This is a genomic window from Bradyrhizobium sp. 61, from assembly GCF_023073075.1.
In the GTDB taxonomy this organism is placed as follows: Bacteria; Pseudomonadota; Alphaproteobacteria; order Rhizobiales; family Xanthobacteraceae; genus Bradyrhizobium; species Bradyrhizobium barranii.
Genome location: NZ_JADPIU010000014.1, coordinates 192,909 through 212,378 on the forward strand (window position 1 = coordinate 192,909; position 19,470 = coordinate 212,378).

Sequence of the window (19,470 nt, forward strand, 5' to 3'; positions counted from 1 at the left end):
CTTCGCTACGCTCGCAATGACGAGGTGACGTCCGTGTACTAAACGCCTACTGCCGCCTGCCGCTCGCGGCGGGCGCCGGCCTCGGCGGTTCGGCCGGCGGCGGCGCGGCCGCTGGCGCGCTGTTGCTGGCGCCGAACAGCACGCGGGTCGGGTTGCGATCGAAATTGTTCACGGCGCGGCTGATGTCGCCGAGCGTGCGGCGGCCGTCGGTCATCAATGCGCCGGAGCGCTTGTCGAAATCCTCGGCCAGCTCGCGGATCGACTTCACCGCCTGGAACAGCTCGCCGCCGTCCTTGCCGCCGGCGAGCGTGTTGAGGCCGAACATGAGGCTGTCGGCCTTGTGCATGACGCCGTCGACCTTGGCCATCACGCCGTCGATCTTCTCGGAGTTGCGCGCGAGCGAGTTGGTGAAGGTCTCGAGGTTCTTCAGCGAGTTCTTCACCGACTCCTGGTTGTCCGCGACGATCTTGTTGATGTTCTGGAGCGTGCCGCGGATCGCCTCGGTGACGTCCTGGAGCTTGTTGGGATCGGCCGTCAGCGACGGGATGCCGTCCTCATCGAGCGGCGGCGGAGGCGCCGCCTCCTCGCCGCCCTTGAGCGAGATCGCGGCGACGCCGGTCAGGCCCTGGAATTCGAGGCCGACCAGGGTGTCCTTGCGGAGCGGGGTGTTGTTCTCGACCATGGCGAGTGCGACAACCCGCCGCGGGTTGTCGAGCTTCACTGAGACCACCTCACCTACCCGGATACCGTTAAAGTTGACGCTGCCGCCGTTGCGCAGGCCCGCCGCCGGGCCCTCGAACACGACGCGCAGGGGGCTGCGCTGCTTGGTGGTGTGCAGCGACTGGAACCACAGCACGAAGCCGATCGCCGCGGCGATCACCGCCAGCGTGAACGATCCGATCAGTACGTAATTGGCCCGCGTTTCCATCAGCTACTCCGGCACCTCAGCCCATCACCGCACGGGCGCGCTTGCCGTGGAAATATTGTCTCAGCCAGGGATGCTGCGAGGCCTGCATGTCGGCGATCGACCCTGCCGCAATGATCTTACCGTTCCCTAAAACGGCGATGCGGTCGCAGGCTGTGTAAAGGCTGTCGAGGTCGTGCGTTACCATGAAAACGGTCAGGCCCAAAGTACGCTGGAGCGTCCTGACCAGCTCGTCGAAATCGCCGGCGCCGATCGGATCGAGGCCCGAGGTCGGCTCGTCGAGGAACACGAGATCCGGATCGAGCGACAGCGCGCGCGCCAGCGCCACGCGCTTGATCATGCCGCCCGACAGTTCCGAGGGAAAGCGATCCGCGACTTCCGGCTTGAGCCCGACCATGGTGAGCTTGGCCAGTGTGATCTCGTCCATCAGCCGCTGCGAGACCCGGAGATATTCGCGCATCGGAAACTGGATGTTCTGCCGCACGGTCAACGAGGAGAACAACGCGCCCTGCTGAAACAGCACGCCCCAGCGGCGCTCGACGCTGCGGCGCTGCGAGGTGCTGGAGGAATCGAGGTCGACGCCGAACACCTCGATGGAGCCCGCGACCTTCGGCACGAGGCCGATGATGGTGCGCGTCAGCACCGACTTGCCGGCACCGGATGGGCCGACGAAGCCGAGGATTTCGCCGCGCTTGACGTCGAGGTTGAGGCCGTCGAGCACGCGCGTCGCGCCGAACTGCACGGTGATGTCGCGAACGCGGATGATCGGATCTTGAATCGCGTTTTGAGTTTCTTGCGCCATCGTCACATCCCGATCGAGGCGAAGAAGATGGCGAACACGCCGTCCATGACGATGACGAAGAAGATGCCCTTCACCACGGAGGCCGTGGTGTGCTGTCCGAGAGATTCCGCGCTGCCCTGCACGGCGAGCCCCTCGACGCAGGCGACGATGCCGATCACGGCCGCCATCACCGGTGCTTTGACGATGCCGACGATGAAATGGTCGATCGAGATGGCGTCGCGCAGGCGCAGCAGGAAGGCTTCGGGATCGACGCCGCCATAGAGCCAGGCGACGAGGCCGCCGCCATAAAGCGCGGCCATGGCACCGAGGAAGGCGAGGATCGGCAGCGCCAGCACCAGCGCCAGCATGCGCGGCAGCACCAGGACCTCGATCGGGTCGAAACCCATCGTGCGCAGCGCGTCGATCTCCTCGCGCATCTTCATCGAGCCGAGCTCGGCCGTGTAGGCGCTGCCCGAGCGCCCCGCGACCATGATCGCGACCAGGAGGACGCCGATCTCGCGCAGCACCAGCACGCCGAGCATGTCGACGACGAAGATGTCGGCGCCGAACCTGCGGAAATGAAAAATGCCCTGCTGGGCGATGATGCAGCCGATCAGGAACGTGATCAGCACGATGATCGGCACCGCGCGCCAGCAGACCTGCTCCATGTGGTGCACGGTCGAGGTCAGGCGGAACGAGCGCGGGTGGATCAACACGCGAAACCCCGCCGCGAGCACCGCGCCGAGCATGTCGACGAGGCCCGCAACCGTGCCGGCGACCCCGGCCATGGCCCGGCCGATCTGCTCCAGCATGCCGGTGATGGTGACCGCGCTGCTGTCGACGACCGGCGTCGCCCTGACCCGCCGCACCTCGTCCACGAGGCTCGAATAATTGGCGGAGAGCCCCGCGATCTGCGCCTCGACGGCGCCCTGGGTCAGGCTGCGGCGCAGCCGCTCGATCAGCCAGGCGCCGAAGGTGTCGAGCTTGGCGACCTCGGAGACGTCGATGAAGATGCTTTGCGAACTGCCGGCGAGCTTCTCGGCGTCAGCCACCATCCGCTCCAGGACCGGCGCGAAGCTCGCGGTCCAGGTTCCGGTGGCGCAGAGTGCCAGCGCGTTGCCCTTGGCAATCCGTTCCAGCTTCGGATCGCCGCTCAAGGTCTCCGCTCCCGTGCTGGGGCGCGAGAAACGGATAGAATCAGATGGTTGTGCACACGCCCTTACCCGGAGAAGGTATCCCCAACTGGTTAATGTTAGTTGCTAGAGGTAACTAGCAGGTTCAGATTTCGCCAGAGTTCAAAATGACTTCCAGCAAAGTTCCGGCCCTCGCGGCGCGAATCGAGCGATTTCCCATCGCCGGCAGTTTCACCATCAGCCGGGGCGCCAAGACCGAGGCCGTGACCGTCGTGGCCGAAGTGAGCCGGAACGGCCTCACCGGCCGCGGCGAATGCGTCCCCTATCCGCGCTATGGCGAGACCCCCGAGGCGACCCTTGCGGCCATCCAGGCCATGCAGGCGGCCGTCGCGGGCGGCCTCTCGCGAGAGGCCCTGCAAGCCGCCATGCCGCCGGGAGCGGCCCGTAACGCGCTGGATTGCGCCCTGATCGACCTCGAGGCCAAGGCGACCGGCCTGCGGGCCTGGAACCTGCTGGACCGCCCGGTGCCGGGCGAGCGCACCACCGCCTTCACGATTTCGTTGGGCACCCCCGAGGCGATGGCGGCGGCGACGGCCAGGGCCGCGCACCGGCCATTGCTCAAGATCAAGCTCGGCGGCGACGGCGATCCGCAGCGGATCGCGGCGGTTCGCAAGGCCGCCCCCGAATCCGAACTGATCGTGGATGCCAACGAGGCCTGGACCGAGGCCAATCTGGAGCAGAATCTCGCCGCCTGCGACGCCGTCGGCGTCACCTTGGTCGAGCAGCCGCTGCCGGCCGGGAAGGATGGCGCGCTGGCGCGGATCAAGCGGCCGCTCGCGGTCTGCGCCGACGAGAGCGTGCATGACCGCCCTTCGCTCGCGCCGCTCCGCGAGCGCTACGACGCCGTGAACATCAAGCTCGACAAGACCGGCGGCCTCACCGAGGCGCTCGCGATGGCCGACGCGGCGCAGGCGCTCGGCTTCGAGATCATGATCGGCTGCATGGTCGCGACCTCGCTGTCGATGGCACCCGCAATGCTGGTGACGCCGCAGGCGCGCTTCGTCGATCTCGACGGCCCACTGCTGCTGGCGCGCGATCGCGATCACGGGCTGCGCTACGACGACAGTCTGGTCTATCCGCCTGATACCTCGCTCTGGGGATGAGCCTTGAGCCGATGCCGCGCCGACCAGATCACGAGCGCGCCGGCCGCGGCCATCGCTGCCATGACGTAGTACAAGCTGTCGCCGATGCGGGCGTAGATCGCACCTGACGCGATCGACGTCGCTGCACCCAGCAACCCGTTGCACGCGGCATAATAGCCCTGCCCCCGCGCGATCTGATGCGATGGCACGCGCTGCACCAGAAGGTTCATTGTGCCGACGATGGTCATGCCGAAGGTAAGGCCGTGGCCGAGCTGCACGATCACGAGCAGCGCCAGCGGCGGCTCCTGCGCGGTGACGATCCAGCGCACCACGGCGCTCACGCCGCCGATTGCGATCAGCGTGGACGGATGCAGCGAGAACCGCGGCGACAGCGCGAAGACGACGATCTCGGCGATCACACCCAGCGTCCAGAGGCCCGCGATCGTCAGCCCGCCGAAGCCATGGAGCTGCCAGTTGATGGCCGAGAACGTGTAATAGGCGACGTGGCTGCCCTGGATCAGCGCGGCCGACGCGATGACGGCCCAGAAGCCGCCATCGCGCAGCAAGGCCTTGCCGGCATGCGTCTCCGTCGTCCTTCGCCTGACATCGTCGAGCGGCTGGAGCAGCAGGCTGGCGGCGACCGCAACGACGGCCCACGCGACGATGATCCAGATCAGATCGCGCGCCGCGATGTGGTCGACGAGAAAGCCGCAGGCGAGCGAGCCCGCGGCGAAGGCCGCCGAGCCCCACAGCCGCAACGGTCCGTAGTCGAGCCCGTAGCGGGCGACGCCGCGCAGCGCATAGGCATCGGTCAGCGGGGTCGTCGGCGTCCACATCATACAGGTCAGCGCATAGATCAGGAACAGCGCCAGCGGCTGCTGCTGCAAGCCGACCGCTGTGAACCCGATCGCGGTTGCCAGCACCGACACCATCATGCCGGCGCGAATGGCATGTCGTCTTTCGGCAAGGGCGGTGATCTGCGGCAGCGTGGTGAAGCGCGTGATCGCCGGCAGCGCATTGATGAGGCCGATCCAGCTTGCGTCGATGCCGATCGCCTTCAGCCAGAGCGGAAAGAACGGCAGATGCGTGCCGGACACCGCGAAGACCGCCGAATAGAACAGCGCCAGACTCACGGCGAATCGCCGCTTCACGGCGGCTTGCGTGGGGATTTGTGATTCGCCTGCCATCAAACCAATTGCGATTCGGTCGATATCGTGGTGATCGTTACAGTAACGCGTAGTGATTTGCGCGACGAGATTGTCATGGCCAACGAAGCATTCGCCCTCTCGCCTATGTCTGCCCGTGCGGCCGAGCCGAACGAGCAGGATTACGACGCGATCCGCGAAGCCTTCATGGAGACCGCGCGCGGCCGCTGGTTCCTCGGCGAATATGCCAAGCGCAACCGCAATGCGGATACCCGCATGGTGCTCGATGCGGTCGCGAAAATCGAAGAAACCCTTGCGGCACAGCGACTACCGGTCGTCGAGGATCGCCTGCCCGAGGCGCTGGTCGAGATCCGCCGCGCCATCCGCGAAGCCGAGACCATCGCGATCGCCGCCTTCGATCCTGCGGCGATCGAGGCCAGCCTCGCGCCGATTCCGCGCGGCGTGCGCATCATCAAGGAGATCTCCTGGCGCTGGCGCGAGATCGGCGCCGACGGGCGAATCTGCGATCTCATTGATTCGCAGCTCGCCTCCATCGAGGCCGCTTGCGGCCAGCTATCGACCATCGACCCCCGCGCCGAGCTCAAGGCCGCATTCGATTTGCTCAGGGATCGGGTCGAGCAGCTTGATGGTGACGGCGACACAGCGCCGCAAGCGGCGGTGCATCCCGCGCCTGCTGCGATGGCCACCGAAGCACCGGTGGCTTTTACGGAGGCGCCGCAGGACATCGCAGCGACTCCCGCGCCCGAAGCAGCGGTCGAGGCCAGCGTCGCCGAAGCACGCGCCGTTGGCGAGGAGGCAATCGACGTCGCCACCGAGCCGGAGCTCATCGCCGGCAATCACGTCGGCCCCGAAGAGGAGGTCGCAGAGGCCGCCGCCTTCACAGAGGTGACTGACGGGGTCTCGCTCGACGCGGCCGCGGAAGCCGAGGACGAAGCCATACTCGATGCCATCGCGCTGGAAATGGCCGCGCCCGATCCGGAGTTCGACGAGATCACCGAACCGGTCGAGCTGGAAGCGGCCATTCCGGAGCCGATGGCCGCGGAGGTCGCAGCCCCGATTGCAGCAGAGCTTCCGGAGCCGGTCGCAGCCGAGCCGGCCGTCACCGCAGTCGCGGAGGAGCCCGCCGAAGACGCACCGATCGCGATGGACTCGCTCGCGCGCCTCACCGACGCCATTGCGGAGGCCGCCGCCGAAGTGATGGAGCAGCCGGCCCCGGCCATGGCGGCCGCCGCGACATTCGGTGCTGCCCCGACCGCGACGCTTCCGATGCCCTCGCCCTTGTCCGCCTCCTTGCCCGAGCCCTCGCTCGGCGCCACCATCCTCGCCAGCGGCATCCTGCAAAAGCCCCGCGCGGCGGCCAACGACCCCATGGCGCCAATCCGCCGCATGACCCAGGCCGAGAAGATCGCGTTCTTCTCGTAAGGGGGCGCGCGCTCTCCACATCGTCATTGCGAGCGCAGCGAAGCAATCCAGAGTCTTTCCGCGGAGAGATTCTGGATTGCTTCGCTGCGCTCGCAATGACGGAGCAAGGTGAATCACCGCACCCTCTCTCGTGTCCCGGACAAGCTGCAACGCGCACGCGTTGCGGCGCAGAGCCGGGACCCAGGCTGTTGCACGGGTGCTCTCGCAAACCTAACCGCGCTACGCGAAGGGGGCCTGCCCGGTCGATGCGTCGACGCCGCCGTCGACCGGCAGGTTCACCCCATTCACGAAGCTGGCGTCGTCGCTTGCGAGAAATGCGATGACGCTCGCAACTTCCTCGGACCGGGCTCCGCGCCCCAGGGGGATACGTTCCACCAGCTTCGCGAACAATTCCGGATATTGCTCCATGATCGGCGTCGTCAAGTCGGTGAGGGTCAATGATGGGCACACCGCATTGATGCGCACGCCTCTCGGGCCAAAGTCGAGCGCCAGGCTGCGTGTCAGATTGCTGACGGCCCCCTTCGTGGCGTTGTAGAAGCTCAAGCCCCGATCGCCGCCAAGCCCGCTGAGAGACGACACGTTGACGATCGAGCCGCCGCTTTCGATCAGGTGCGGAAGCGCGGCGCGCGTCATGTAGAGGACACCGTCGACATTGACCGCGAAGAGATCTCGCCACAGCTGGACCGGCGAGCCCAGGAAATCGATCAGTGCGCCCGTCCCGGCATTGTTGACGAGAATGTCGATCCTGCCGAATTGAAGGACCACGTCGGCGACCAGGCGCTCGACATCTGCGACGATCGAAACGTCGGCGGATCGGATCATGCAGCGATCGGTGCCGAGTTCGGCAGCGACTTCAGCCAGCTTGACCTCCCGGCGCCCGTTCAGCACGACAATGGCGCCTTCGCCGTGAAAGCGCCTTGCGGCTGCGGCGCCGATGCCGCTGCCGGCGCCGGTAACGATGACGACTTTATCCCTGAACCGATCATTCATGCCAATAACTCCATCCGAAACCGCAAGGTCCGGACAAGAGCTAGGACACCGGAAAGACAGCCCGGTTTCAGCCGAACCGGATTCGGTTACGATTGAAATCTGTCGCACGAAGCGATGCGAGGCCGATCAGCCGCAGTTCCAGACCGCGCCGATCGGGGTCCGCGTCCAGCACGGACCGAAGCTGCCGCCATTGTAGCGGCCGCCGCCGAAGCCGGGCCGGCCGAAATAGCGCCATTCGCCATCCCAGCCGTAATACTGCGGGACCGGATCGATGTACCAATGACGGCGATCGCTGCGCGACAGGCGCCGCATCGCTTCCTTCTGCTTGTAGAGCGGAATGCTGTTGCTCAGCGGCTGGCGATAGCCCGGCAGGAAGCCGTAGCCATGCCAGGCCTGTTTGGGGCGTTTTTGAACTGATGCAGCCGGCGCGACGGCGGGCAGCAGGGACAGGATGACAGCAATAGATAGACACATAAGGCGCGACATGAACCGACCATAGACAGGCGCTTGCGAGAAGGCCATTCAAATCCGAGTGCGAGACTTTTCGCCGCTTCGACTCATTGGCTTCTCCCGATAAGCTCGCTTAGCGCAGCATGAGGGCTGCGCGTGAAATTTGCATATTCCGGAGTGAGCGGATGTCTGAAACCCCGCCCGTCGGCGCATTCGCCATCGTTCCCAGCAACGACCTTGCCGCAGCGATTCCGTTCTGGGAACGCCTCGGCTTTGCGCGCGCGGGCGGTGACGCCGACTACGTGATCATGACCGGTTGGGGCTGCGAGGTGCATCTCACGCAAGCCGGCGATGGCCCGTGGCGCGTGCCCGAGCACAATCCCTTCGGCGTCTTCATTCGCACGCCCCACGTCGAGGCCATCGCCGCGCGCGTGGACGATCTGATCATCCGCCCCGGTGGCGTGCTGCGTCACCGCGAATGGGGGATGTATGAGGTGGGCATCAACGGACCTGACGGTCTTCTCGTCAGGATCGGCTGGCCGTCAGAGCTGATGCATCGCCCTAGCTGATCACGCCCTTCCGGATCAGGAAGCATCCATACCCCCTGCTGTCGCCGACCTGCACGACACCAAACCCCGCCGCCGCCGCGCGATAGATTTCCGGGCGCGAGAGCTTGCCGGGACTGACGGCGCGGCCAACCGCGCGCTCGATTTCCGCCAGCACCGCGCGCTGCACGTCGGGAACGCGATCGGGATCGTCGACCGGCGCCATCACGCGCACCGGATCGGGATCGGTTCCGAAGCGTGATTCAGATCACGCAGCTTACCACGGTGATTGCGATCACGGACCACGGGCTCGAACGCGGCCAGGCTTCCTCGCAACCAATCTCGCATCGAGATGAGTGCCAGAGGAGCACGCCATGTTCCGCCTAAAGCCTTTCCTGATGACGGCTAGCCTCGTGGGAAGCCTGTTCGGCTTCGCCTGCGGCCCTGCTTCCGCGCAAGTCGCCCCGGCCCAGCCTGCCCCGACCGCGCTGCAAGGGCCGGAGCAGCGGCTCGCGCTGGTGATCGGCAATTCCAACTACAAGAACGCGCCGCAGCTCCAAAATCCCGACAATGACGCGGAGTCGATGGCGCAGTTTCTGAACTCCGCCGGCTTCGAGGTGGTCGCCGCGACCGACCTGACCCAGAACGACATGCTCCGCGTCGTCCAGGACTTTTCCGCCAAGGTTTCCGCGCGGGGTCCGAACACTGTCGCCATGGTCTACTACGCCGGTCACGGCGTGCAGCTCGCCGGCGAGAACTATCTCGTTCCTGTCGATGCCAAGGTTTCGAACCCCACCGAGCTCGTGAGCAACTCAGTGCGCCTGGTCGACGTGATGTCGACGCTGGAGACGATCCCAAGCCGCATGCGCATCGTCATCCTCGATGCCTGCCGCAACAATCCGTTCCCTGATGTCAACGACGCCGGCCGCGGCTTGGCCATCGTCGATGCGCCGAACGGCTCGATCGTCGGCTACTCGACCGCGCCGGGTGCGGAAGCACAGGACGGCACCAACGGCCACAGCCCCTACACCCAGGCCTTCCTCAACGTCGCGCGCGAACCCAACGTGCCGATCGAGCAGCTGTTCAAGCGCGTGCGCCTCGAAGTGAACCAGACCACCAGCGGCGCGCAGATCCCGTGGGAAAGCTCGTCGCTGACCTCGGACTTCACCTTCTTCGGCGACACCGCCGTCGCCGCCACCCGCGCGCCGGTGAATGCGTCGGTCGTGCAGGTGGCCTCCAACCTGCCGAGCCGTTCGACGCGCCAGGCCTATGACTACGTCGTGTCCGAGGGACGTCCGGAGTACTATCAGGAGTTCATCCAGATGTACCCGCACGACCCGCTGTGCGACCACATCCGCTGGCTGCTCTCGAACCTGCTGATCACGCAGGCCTGGCACAAGGCGGTGCTCGCGAACTCCCCGCTCGGCTACAAGAGCTTCTATGACAGCTACGGCAACAGCTCCTATGCGCAATCCGCGCTGAAGCTCCAGGTGCAGCCAAAGCTGATCCCCCTGATGCAGGCGACCAAGTTCCTGGCGCCGCAGAACATTGCTCCGACGTTCAAGGTCGGCAATCTCGGCCAGCCCAAATACATGCCGCTGATGCAGCAGGGCAATGGCGGTGGGCAGATGAATGGCAATCTGCCGGTCGTGCAGAAGCCGGTGGACAGCAACGTCATCGGCAAGCTCGGCAATGGCGGTCAGGTCGTCAACCTGCCGGCGGGCAACAACCAGCCGAACGGCACGCCGTCGCAGACCCCGGGCAAGATCGTCACCCTGCCTGCGCCGACCAACACCAATGGCGGCACGGGCAAGATCGTGACGCTGCCCGCGACCAACAATACGCAGAGCGGCGGCAGCAATAATAACGGTACGACCAAAGGCACGCCTGGCAAGATCGTCAGCATGCCGGTGAATGTCGGCAAGGGTGGCACGACTGTCGATACGAAGCCGGTCGTTCAGACGCAGAACAACCCGATCCGCGTCAACAACGGCGTGAAGCTCAACAACAACCCGGTGAACAAGGTGCAGGTCCAGAACAACCAGCAGAACAACCGCCCGCAATTCAATGCGACCAACCGTGTGGTCAACAACGGCGGCAACAACTTCCGGCAGTCGATGAACCAGGCGCCCTCCATGGGCAGCGGCAACAATCACCGCGGCTTCATGCGCTGATCGCCACAAGCGAAACGACAAAGGGGCGGAGCGGTGACGCTCTGCCCCTTCTTCATGCCGAGGAATAGACACGATCAGCTCGACTGCAGCCAGTCCTTACCTCGTGGCGCGGCCCGAGCGCGCGCCTCGTCCTTCGAGACGACCGCTTCGCGGTCTCCTCAGGATGAGGCTCATCAGCATCGGTGCCGGTTGAAACTTCTGCCGCGCATTCCGACCTCATCCTGAGGAGCCCGCGAAGCGGGCGTCTCGAAGGATGGGCTACGGGGAAACCGCTCTCAGGCCACCAGTTCGGCAAACAGATCCGCATCGACATTGCCGCCGGAGAGCACGATGACGACGTTCTTCCCGGCGACGTCGAGACGTCCCGCAAGCAGCGCGGCAAGACCGACAGCACCGCCTGGCTCGACCACGAGCTTCAACTCGCGATAGGCAAACGCCACGGCAGCGCCGACTTCCTTGTCGGATGCCGTCACGCCGCGCGCCAAGAGCTTGCTGTTGATCGCAAAGGTCATCTCGCCGGGGATCAGGGCCATCAGCGCATCGCAGATGGTGCGGCCCGCAGGCCCATGCGGCTCGCGGTGGCCGGCGGTCAGCGAAATGCCGTGATCGTCGAACGCCTCGGGCTCGGCCACCACGATCTCGGCGAGCGGATAGCGCGCCTTCACGGCCGTGGCGACACCCGCGATCAGGCCGCCGCCGGAGGCCGGCGCCACCACGATGTCGGGACTGAGGCCGAGCGCAGCCATGTCCTCCGCGATTTCGCGACCTGCGGTGCCCTGCCCCGCGATCACGAACGGATCGTCATAGGGCCTGACCAGCGTCGCGCCGCGCTTCTCGGCGATGCCGCGCGAGATCGCCTCGCGGTCGTCGCGATCGCGATCGTACAGCACCACCTCGGCGCCATAGGATTTGGTGCGCTCGCGCTTCGACAGCGGCGCATCCGCGGGCATCACGATGGTCGCGTGCATGTCGAGGATCTTGGCAGCCGCCGCCACGCCCTGGGCGTGGTTGCCGGACGAGAACGCGACGACGCCGCCGGCGCGCTTATCCTGCGGGATCGAGGCGACCTTGTTGAAGGCGCCGCGGAACTTGAAGGAGCCGGTGCGCTGGAGCATCTCCGGCTTCAGGAAGACCTTTGCGCCGACGCGCTCGTTGAGCACGGGAAAGGACAACAGCGGGGTGCGGATGGCGAAGGGCGCGATCACGCGTGCTGCTGCATCGATATCGGCAGGGCCGATCGGGAGGAGCTGTTCGGTCATGCCTAATGTTATCGCGCCGGACGAGGCGCGGGGCAAGACACCTGCGCGCGATGAACCTTGGTTTTCAGGCTACGAAACTAACCGGCTCCGCCCCATTCCTGCCTGGAAGCACCGCTCCGACCGCCCTGATGCTATCGACGAAAGCCCTCGCCGAGGCCTCCCAGGTGTAATTGGCGGCAAATTCGACGCAGTCCTGCCGGGACACGTCGAGCGCAGCGAAGCAGGCGTTGCGCAGATCGTGGTCGAGGGCGCCGACCGGTGCATCGCCGATCACGTCGCGGGGGCCCTTCACCGGGAACGCCGCAACCGGCAGGCCGCTGGCGAGCGCTTCCAGCAGGACCAGGCCGAACGTGTCGGTCTTGCTGGGGAACACGAACACGTCGGCCGCCGCATAGATTGCCGCCAGCGCCTCGCCGTGCTTCTCGCCCAGGAAGATCGCATCCGGATAGGCTTCTTCCAGTGCGACCCGCGCCGGGCCGTCGCCGACGATCACCTTGGTGCCGGGCAGATCGAGATCGAGAAACGCCTCGAGATTCTTCTCCACCGCAACCCGGCCGACCGAGAGAAACACCGGCGCCGGCAGGCAGAGGTCGATCCCACGGGGGTGGAACAGGCTGGTGTCGACGCCGCGCGGCCACAGCACGACGTTGTCGAAGCCGCGTTCGCCAAGCTCGCGGGCGAGCGCCGGCGTTGCCGCCATCACGGCGCGGCTGGGCGCGTGAAATCGGCGCAGCGCCCGCCAGATCAGGGATTCCGGAACCGGCACGCGGGCGCGGACATATTCGGGAAAGCGGGTGTGGAAGCTGGTCGTGAACGGCAGCTTGCGCTGGCGGCAGTAGCGGCGGACCATCAGGCCGATCGGCCCCTCCGTCGCAATGTGGATGCTGTCGGGGCGCGCCTCTTCGATCAGCTTCGCGATTCGCGCCGGGCGCGGCATGGCGAGCCGCACGTCGCGGTAGCTCGGCATCGCGAAGGTGCGGAACGATTGCGGCGTCAGGAACGTGAACTCGACGTCGAGCCCCTTGGCGGCGTCAGCGAGCTTGGTCAGCGTCCGAACCACACCGTTGACTTGCGGGTGCCAGGCGTCGGTCGCGACCAGGATGCGCATCAAGGGGCCCTTGTTATGCAGCTCTGGCTGCGACCTGCGGGACCTGTGCCGGCTTCCGCGCCTGATCCGCCCAGGTGATGATCTCGAAATGACCGTCGTCATGCTCGACCAGCGCCGTGCAGCTCTCGACCCAATCGCCGCAATTCATGTAGCGGATGCCGCCCTCGTCGCGGATCACGGCGTAGTGGATGTGGCCGCAGATCACGCCGTCGGCGTCGTGGCGCCGCGCCTCGGCGGCGAGCGCCTGCTCGAACGCGCCGATATAGTTGACGGCGTTCTTGACCTTCTGCTTGGCCCATTGCGACAGCGACCAATAGGGCACCTTGAACATGCGCCGGAAGAAGTTGACGAAGCGATTCATCTGGATCGCGAAGTCATAGGCCTTGTCGCCGAGATGGGCGAGCCAGCGCGCGTTCTGCACCACGAGGTCGAAGATGTCGCCGTGGATAACGAGATAGCGCTTGCCGTCCACGCCGGTGTGGACGGTGTTCTCGACCACGTCGATGCCGCCGAAATGCGTGCCGTAATAGTTGCGCAGGAACTCGTCGTGATTGCCGGGAATGTAGATGACCTTGGCGCCCTTGCGCGCCTTGCGCAGCAGCTTCTGGACCAGGTCGTTATGCGATTGCGGCCAGTGCCAGCTCGATTTCAGCGCCCAGCCGTCGACGATGTCTCCGACGAGATAGATCGTGTCGGCATCGTGGTATCGCAGGAAGTCGAGCAGCAGGTCGGCTTGAGAACCGCGGGCTCCGAGATGAACGTCGGAGATGAACAACGTGCGAAAGCGCCTTTCAGGGCTCTCGTCACTCACATCGTAACTTCCCATGCGACAGCCTGTAACAATATCCCGTGACAGGGGGATGACCAATGAACCTTTGAGGCACCCTCGGATACGAATCAAACCTCGCCTCGCCCGTCCCGCGAATATCAGTCGCATGCGACAATCAGGCGACATGACGCCGCAACGGCCTCCGCAAGACCCCGGAACCGATGGCTGATCAGGTTAACGGCAGCGGTCCCGCGCGCCGCTGGCGGCCCGGATCAGTAAAATTTGTGGAAATGATGGACCGGCCCGTGGCCGTGGCCGACGCTGAAGCGGTCGGCGGCCGCGATCGCTGCGCTGATCCAGGCCTTGGCGTTCCGCACGGCGCGCTCGAGATCCTCGCCCCTGGCAAGCCCCGCCGCGACGGCCGAGGACAGCGAGCACCCCGTGCCGTGGGTGTTGCGGGTGGCGACGCGCGGCGCCGCAAGCGCGATCGTGTTCTCGGCCTCGACGAGATAGTCGATGCTTTCGGCGCCCTCGCCGTGCCCGCCCTTGATCAGGACCGCGCGGCAGCCCAGCGCCAGCAGCCGGCGTCCCTGGCTCTCGATCTCGGCCTCGCGTGTCGCGACGGGCTCGTCGAGCAGAGCCGCGGCCTCGGGCAGATTAGGCGTGATCACCGACGCCAGCGGCATCAGTTTCTTGCGCAGGGCTTCCACCGCCTCCGCGGCGAGCAGGCGATCGCCGGAGGTTGCGACCATCACGGGATCGAGCACGATATGCTCGGGCTTCCAGCGCGACAGCGCCGCTGCGATCGCATCGATGCTGGCGGCCTGCGCCACCATGCCGATCTTCACCGCGCCGACCTCGAGATCGGAAAACACGGCATCGATCTGCGCGGTGACGAAGTCGGCGGGCACCGCGTGGATGCCGGTGACGCCGCGCGTGTTCTGCGCGGTCAGGGCCGTGATCGCGGAGGCGCCATAGACGCCGAGCGCGGCAAAGGTCTTCAGGTCGGCCTGGATGCCGGCGCCGCCGCTCGAATCGGAGCCGGCGATGGTGAGCGCCACGGGCGTCGTCATGGGGCGATTTTCCGCGTTTTTGAGACCATCGCCCGTCCTAGCGCGCACCCCGGTGGCCCGCAAGTTCGCTTGCTAAATCCGGCCGATTTTGGCCTATTAGCCGCCAGATAAGCTTCGGAGTGACTGCAATGGTTCCTTTTTTCGTCCAGATCAAATGCAAGCTCGGCCAGTCCTACACGGTCGCCAACGCGCTTGCCGAAGCCGAGATCGCCTCCGAGATCTACTCCACGGCCGGCCATTACGATTTGCTGGTAAAGTTCTACGTCGATAAGGACACCGACATCGGCCACTTCATCAACGAGAAGGTGCAGGTGCTGCCGGGCATCCAGGACACCCTGACCATCATCACCTTCAAGGCGTTTGGCGCGAGCTAGGGTGTGCACTCACAGAGGGCCGGATGGGAAGTACGCTTCCGAGACAGCGCAGCGGACCAATTGTACTCAAAGTGAGTTCTTCGGATTTTAACCATCGCGCACATCATCCAGCGCTCGACACCCTCTCGCACTGGCAAGGCCCAACGCGCTTCATCGATGACGGCCGCGTCGACATCGCGCCAATGTCCGGTCAAAAAACGGATAGTCTCCAAGTGGTTGGGGCCTTTGCATCGTAGCCCACGCGCTTAGGTCCGCGGAGGAACAATTCGGCGGCCCGATCGCTTGCACCTATGCCGCGCGCAAAGTGTGAAATATTTCATTGAACATACAACCCTGGAATGCTCTTTTCGCACGGATCGTGAGCGCCGGGGGCCGGCAATGCCCAAAGGACCGCTTGTTTCGATAGCAGTGGCTGTCTGGGTGCTTTGCACAGACGGCTTAGCCTGGGCGGTTCGCCCAGCAGCGATAGACCCCGCTGCCATCCTCCGTAACCAAGTCGACAAGATTGGTCCGGGTTCAGTTGTCTTTAATCCTCCGACGGAAATGACGGTCGGCTATCAGGAGCCAATAACCGTCCGGCCGCACCAACGTCATGGCGTGGCTCAAACTGAACAGATCGAGGTTGGCAGCTTCATGCGGGCTCGCCTATTCGGTGAAGGATTCACGGCAACAACGAGTAGCGATGACGCGCAAGCCGCGTGGCTTTATGCTGAGCTTCCAGCGAAGTCGGGCGACCAGACCGGTGCACCGCGCGACAAAATGTATCTCTTCGTTTCGCGAGTTCTGGGCAGCACGGAGGAGGTCTGGCAGGCAATCTTCGCATCCGATCGCCTAACTTATCGGCCACCCCGTCTCGTCCTGTACACAAGCGCCACCTACGCGGCCTGCGGATTAGCCGAGAAAATCATGGGACCATTCTATTGTCCTGATGATCAGAAAGTCTACCTCGACCTTTCGTTCTTCCAAGAGATGCAGACTGACCTTCACGCCTGCGATTCGAGCGGCGCCGACTGTCAACTTCCTCAGGCCTATGTGATAGCCCACGAAATCGGACACCACGTTCAGAACTTGCTGGGAATTATGCCAAAAGTGCGCGAGCTTCAAGGGAGCATGGAAACGGAGGCGGAGAGAAACCGGTTACAAGTTCGTCTCGAATTGCAGGCCGATTGTCTCGCCGGCATTTGGGCGCGTAAAATTAAAGAGAAAGCGAAGGTCAACGCGAGCGACATAGCAGCGGCAATTCGAACGACAGAAGCACTAGGCAATGACACCCTGCAGAAAAGTGCCTTGGGGTACGTAGTGCCTGACTCGTTCACTCATGGCAGCGCTGCGCAGCGCCATCATTGGTTCGATGTCGGTTACGCGACTGGATTGGTGAAGAGCTGCAACACCTTTGCTGGAGCGCGGCAATGAGGCCCGACCTTCCCGACTCTCAACAGCCGATGTCCGACGACGACTGCGTACTACCGAGCGGGGCCCGCTGGGGAGCCCCCACTGGACGAAGAGAAACTCCGCGACGAACGCCTGCCCGGTCTCTTGCATTTTCATTTTGAGGGGAGTGCCGTGCCCCAGCATTGGTTGAAATACCTAGCTGTTTGGTCAATTGCTTTCGCAACGGGCTTCGGGAGCAGCTACGCGCAACCGATCGTCGCCGAGCGAGACGTCCTTCAAATTTGCGAAGCGTTTTCGCGGAAGGCCCCAGAGCGAATGCCGGCAATTGTTCAGCCGGAAGCTGCCAAAAATTTCGTTGGGAGATACGCTCGCTTTTCGGACCGGCTACGAGGCTGCCTATCGGCAGCGGAGCGCGAGCGTGAACCAAATAGCGTGACTTTTTTGATTCAGAACACACGGTATGAGAGTTACTGGAAGTTCCTCACTGACTCCAACTCAGTTCAATGGATTTCTATCGAGAGGTTTAGGCCCGTCACGCTGGCAGATGATGAGCCATGGCGCGCGCCTTTTGACGTGATAGCAGCCCCGATCAGGCCAACGATTAAACCCGGCGGCACCAAAATAGACCCGGATATCCAAGGCGGCGCGATTCAGAAAGGGAATCAAAGTACAGCGAGCGGGGCTAAAGATACGGACAAATCCGTAGAAAGCGCAGCGCAAGACTCCAGAATCGACACACGTATCGTTGAGTTTTTCTATGCAACGAACCGCAAACAGTCGGACACTCCCCCCGATGTCGAAGGCCATCCCCAGCCCGCATTCACAAGCGACGGACCTCCTGTCTACAGCTCAAACGGCTGGACCGCTGTCAGCGGCTACACAGGCGAGCGCAACCCTGATCTGAGTGTCGGGATCGTTCGCGTCCGGGTGCCTGAAGGACACCACATCGGAAACATAGAATTGCCCCCGAGCCTTAAGCTCTTCGGATTTGAGTTGAGAAGAGACACACTTGACCCAACGAAGCATTTTACTATTCGCAGCATCGAGAAAACAGACGAAGCGAAATGGATAAAAACGCTAGCGTCAACGAAGAAGAAAAAGGCTCTCGTGTTTGTCCATGGCTTCAATACCAAATTCCGCGACGCCGTCTTCCGGGCAGCGCAGATAACTTGGGATCTTCAGTTCAGAGGCACCACAATCTTATTCTCATGGCCGTCTCGCGGGGATATCGCGGACTATCTCTATGACAAAGAAAGCGCGTTGGCTTCGCGCACGGCCTTTCTTCGCGTGATCGACGATCTTTACAAAGCCGGATATGACGACATCGATGTGATAGCTCACAGTATGGGGAACTTGATCGCAGTTGAGGCCCTATCAAATAGCGCCGCGACACGATCACCCACGGCTATCGCGCAGCTGATTATGGTCGCCCCCGATGTGGACCGAGACATGTTTGTTCAAGACATTTCCGGCGTTGCAAAGGTCACTAAGGGGCTTACACTTTACGCATCCAAGAACGACAAGGCCCTGCAGCTATCGAAGCGTATTGCCGGAGGTATCCCGCGCGCAGGAGATGTACCTGATGCCGGGCCAGTTGTTTTGCCTGGACTTTGGACGATTGATGTCAGTCTAATTGGAGATGAACTGTTCGGACTAAATCATAACACGTTCGCCACAACACGAAATGTGCTTAACGATCTTGCGATACTACTTATGGAAGGCAAGCCTCCACCACGGCTAATTGAAATCCGGGGCTTCCCTGAGCCTCCCCAAAAAGCCGCGTACTTCCGCTACATACCCTAGACTAGGGCGCGTTTTCATAAATCGCGATGCGTAGATCAGTCCCCTTCGATGTCCACTATGGCTCGGCAGCGGCGCAAAGGCGGATCCACTTATGGTCCGAGTTGGGGCCATTTAGCTGACATCGGTCCGAACCGCGGCCGAGCCCGTTAGCGGCCATGAGCACTCGCTTGCTATCGTTGCAGGATGTCTCCCAAAATTCCGACAGCTACTGACGCGCGGCCGACAGCGGTGACGAATGGTGGTGCGCGATCATCCATCGACCGTCGCGCTTCACAAGCACGAAAGTAAAGCGTGATGGCCGGGGTGTATCGTTCTCTGCAGCTCGAGCAAAATTGTAAAATCCGATTCCCAAGACGGATGTCTCGCTGAGGACGAGCGTTCGTATCTCGACAATCGAGTTCTTGCGACCGCTTCCCGGCAATTCCTGAAAATATTTCCGTATCCCCTCTGTTCCTTCGGAAATTGCCGGGCTTGTCGTTCCAAGCAAAACCGCGTCGGGGGCGTATAGACCTACGAGCGCGTCGCGGTCGTTTGCACTATACGTCGCTGACCATTGATCGATCACAGCGTTGGCCTCTTCTGCAGGCCCCGCAAACGCAACCGTTCCAGAAGCGCCAAACAAGAAACAAAACGCCAGCGCCAGAAATTTCATCATAGCCTCCAGGTTTCATCGAGTTCTGTAACATACTTGAACAACGTTCGCCTTGCACCACAGGTATGGAAGGTCAGTAGCGGTCGTAAACCGTTGCCCTGTCCGACGAGTTGGCGTTTGAAATTGGTCAGCCTGTTCTCCAATAGCGGACATGAATACGGCACTCGGCGGCTGCGGCCTAATGGGGCGATATTTATCGCCTTAGGAATACACGCCCTTCTGTAATGGGCCCGATGATGTCAAGCCTCCCGAGTGAACGTCACGCCGCCGAACTCATGCTTCTGTCCGTGGTCAACGCCTGGGCGGCTGACC

19 protein-coding genes are annotated in these 19,470 nt (G+C 63.5%); 7 read left to right on the top strand and 12 right to left on the bottom strand.

The features are described from left to right. Positions 1 to 46: 46 nt before the first annotated feature. Genes IVB46_RS06910 through IVB46_RS06920 form a run of 3 tightly spaced genes read right to left on the bottom strand, consistent with a single transcriptional unit; the run spans position 47 to position 2,863 of the window. Positions 47 to 928 (bottom strand): MlaD family protein, encoded by an 882-nt coding sequence (locus IVB46_RS06910; protein ID WP_166090184.1) that lies wholly within the window; start codon positions 926 to 928, stop codon positions 47 to 49. A 16-nt stretch (positions 929 to 944) separates the two neighbouring features. Further along, positions 945 to 1,727, bottom strand: coding sequence for an ABC transporter ATP-binding protein (locus IVB46_RS06915; protein ID WP_063982229.1), 783 nt, complete (start codon positions 1,725 to 1,727; stop codon positions 945 to 947). 2 nt (positions 1,728 to 1,729) lie between these two features. Beyond that, positions 1,730 to 2,863, bottom strand: coding sequence for an ABC transporter permease (locus IVB46_RS06920; RefSeq protein ID WP_247309151.1), 1,134 nt, complete (start codon positions 2,861 to 2,863; stop codon positions 1,730 to 1,732). Between the two features lie 143 nt (positions 2,864 to 3,006). Between IVB46_RS06920 and dgcA the strand changes: the two genes are divergently transcribed. Further along, the gene (gene dgcA, locus IVB46_RS06925; RefSeq protein WP_247309149.1) at positions 3,007 to 4,002 is read left to right on the top strand and encodes an N-acetyl-D-Glu racemase DgcA; all 996 of its coding nucleotides are present in this window, start codon (positions 3,007 to 3,009) and stop codon (positions 4,000 to 4,002) included. On the opposite strand, the gene IVB46_RS06930 is transcribed toward dgcA, so the two are convergent. Next, complete coding sequence (locus tag IVB46_RS06930; protein WP_247309147.1) at positions 3,972 to 5,168, bottom strand: major facilitator superfamily domain-containing protein 6; 1,197 nt, start codon at positions 5,166 to 5,168, stop codon at positions 3,972 to 3,974. The genes dgcA and IVB46_RS06930 overlap by 31 nt on opposite strands. A 75-nt stretch (positions 5,169 to 5,243) precedes the next feature. Between IVB46_RS06930 and IVB46_RS06935 the strand changes: the two genes are divergently transcribed. Further along, positions 5,244 to 6,569, top strand: coding sequence for a hypothetical protein (locus IVB46_RS06935; RefSeq protein WP_247309145.1), 1,326 nt, complete (start codon positions 5,244 to 5,246; stop codon positions 6,567 to 6,569). A 219-nt stretch (positions 6,570 to 6,788) separates the two neighbouring features. Here IVB46_RS06935 and IVB46_RS06940 read toward each other — a convergent pair whose 3' ends face one another. Both IVB46_RS06940 and IVB46_RS06945 read right to left on the bottom strand, forming a co-directional pair. After that, a complete protein-coding gene (locus IVB46_RS06940) occupies positions 6,789 to 7,559 on the bottom strand; it encodes an SDR family oxidoreductase (RefSeq protein ID WP_247309143.1) in 771 nt (256 codons plus the stop codon). 126 nt (positions 7,560 to 7,685) lie between these two features. Then, entirely contained in the window at positions 7,686 to 8,045 is a 360-nt protein-coding gene (locus IVB46_RS06945; protein ID WP_247309142.1) for a hypothetical protein, read from the bottom strand. Positions 8,046 to 8,194: 149 nt separating this feature from the next. Between IVB46_RS06945 and IVB46_RS06950 the strand changes: the two genes are divergently transcribed. Continuing rightward, positions 8,195 to 8,578, top strand: coding sequence for a glyoxalase (locus IVB46_RS06950; protein WP_247309141.1), 384 nt, complete (start codon positions 8,195 to 8,197; stop codon positions 8,576 to 8,578). Here IVB46_RS06950 and IVB46_RS06955 read toward each other — a convergent pair. Further along, on the bottom strand, positions 8,571 to 8,780 hold the full coding sequence (locus IVB46_RS06955; RefSeq protein ID WP_247309140.1) for an RbsD/FucU domain-containing protein: 210 nt from the start codon (positions 8,778 to 8,780) through the stop codon (positions 8,571 to 8,573). The two genes, IVB46_RS06950 and IVB46_RS06955, sit on opposite strands and share 8 nt — an antisense overlap. Positions 8,781 to 8,928: 148 nt before the next feature. Here IVB46_RS06955 and IVB46_RS06960 point away from each other — a divergent pair, with 148 nt between their 5' ends. Beyond that, positions 8,929 to 10,728: a caspase family protein gene (locus tag IVB46_RS06960; protein WP_247309139.1), complete on the top strand. Its 1,800-nt coding sequence runs from the start codon at positions 8,929 to 8,931 to the stop codon at positions 10,726 to 10,728. 275 nt (positions 10,729 to 11,003) lie between these two features. On the opposite strand, the gene IVB46_RS06965 is transcribed toward IVB46_RS06960, so the two are convergent. The 4 genes from IVB46_RS06965 to thiD form a co-directional block, all read right to left on the bottom strand. Continuing rightward, the gene (locus tag IVB46_RS06965) at positions 11,004 to 11,987 is read right to left on the bottom strand and encodes a threonine/serine dehydratase (protein ID WP_028153337.1); all 984 of its coding nucleotides are present in this window, start codon (positions 11,985 to 11,987) and stop codon (positions 11,004 to 11,006) included. A 64-nt stretch (positions 11,988 to 12,051) separates the two neighbouring features. Next, the gene (locus IVB46_RS06970; protein ID WP_247309138.1) at positions 12,052 to 13,095 is read right to left on the bottom strand and encodes a glycosyltransferase family 1 protein; all 1,044 of its coding nucleotides are present in this window, start codon (positions 13,093 to 13,095) and stop codon (positions 12,052 to 12,054) included. A gap of 13 nt (positions 13,096 to 13,108) precedes the next feature. Continuing rightward, complete coding sequence (locus IVB46_RS06975) at positions 13,109 to 13,921, bottom strand: UDP-2,3-diacylglucosamine diphosphatase (RefSeq protein ID WP_028153339.1); 813 nt, start codon at positions 13,919 to 13,921, stop codon at positions 13,109 to 13,111. 215 nt (positions 13,922 to 14,136) lie between these two features. Then, positions 14,137 to 14,937 (bottom strand): bifunctional hydroxymethylpyrimidine kinase/phosphomethylpyrimidine kinase, encoded by an 801-nt coding sequence (thiD, locus tag IVB46_RS06980; RefSeq protein WP_071912115.1) that lies wholly within the window; start codon positions 14,935 to 14,937, stop codon positions 14,137 to 14,139. Between the two features lie 128 nt (positions 14,938 to 15,065). On the opposite strand from thiD, the gene IVB46_RS06985 reads away from it, so the two are divergent. From IVB46_RS06985 to IVB46_RS06995, 3 genes are all read left to right on the top strand, one after another. Beyond that, positions 15,066 to 15,311 carry an Lrp/AsnC family transcriptional regulator gene (locus IVB46_RS06985; protein ID WP_014493934.1) on the top strand — a complete coding sequence of 82 codons (246 nt, stop codon included), beginning with the start codon at positions 15,066 to 15,068 and terminating at the stop codon, positions 15,309 to 15,311. Positions 15,312 to 15,689: 378 nt separating this feature from the next. Continuing rightward, entirely contained in the window at positions 15,690 to 16,724 is a 1,035-nt protein-coding gene (locus IVB46_RS06990) for a neutral zinc metallopeptidase (RefSeq protein ID WP_247342314.1), read from the top strand. A 150-nt stretch (positions 16,725 to 16,874) separates the two neighbouring features. Next, complete coding sequence (locus IVB46_RS06995) at positions 16,875 to 18,506, top strand: alpha/beta fold hydrolase (RefSeq protein WP_247309134.1); 1,632 nt, start codon at positions 16,875 to 16,877, stop codon at positions 18,504 to 18,506. Between the two features lie 205 nt (positions 18,507 to 18,711). Here IVB46_RS06995 and IVB46_RS07000 read toward each other — a convergent pair whose 3' ends face one another. Next, positions 18,712 to 19,158, bottom strand: a complete 447-nt coding sequence (locus IVB46_RS07000) for an SgcJ/EcaC family oxidoreductase (RefSeq protein ID WP_157790160.1) — start codon at positions 19,156 to 19,158, stop codon at positions 18,712 to 18,714. Between the last annotated feature and the right edge of the window lie 312 nt (positions 19,159 to 19,470).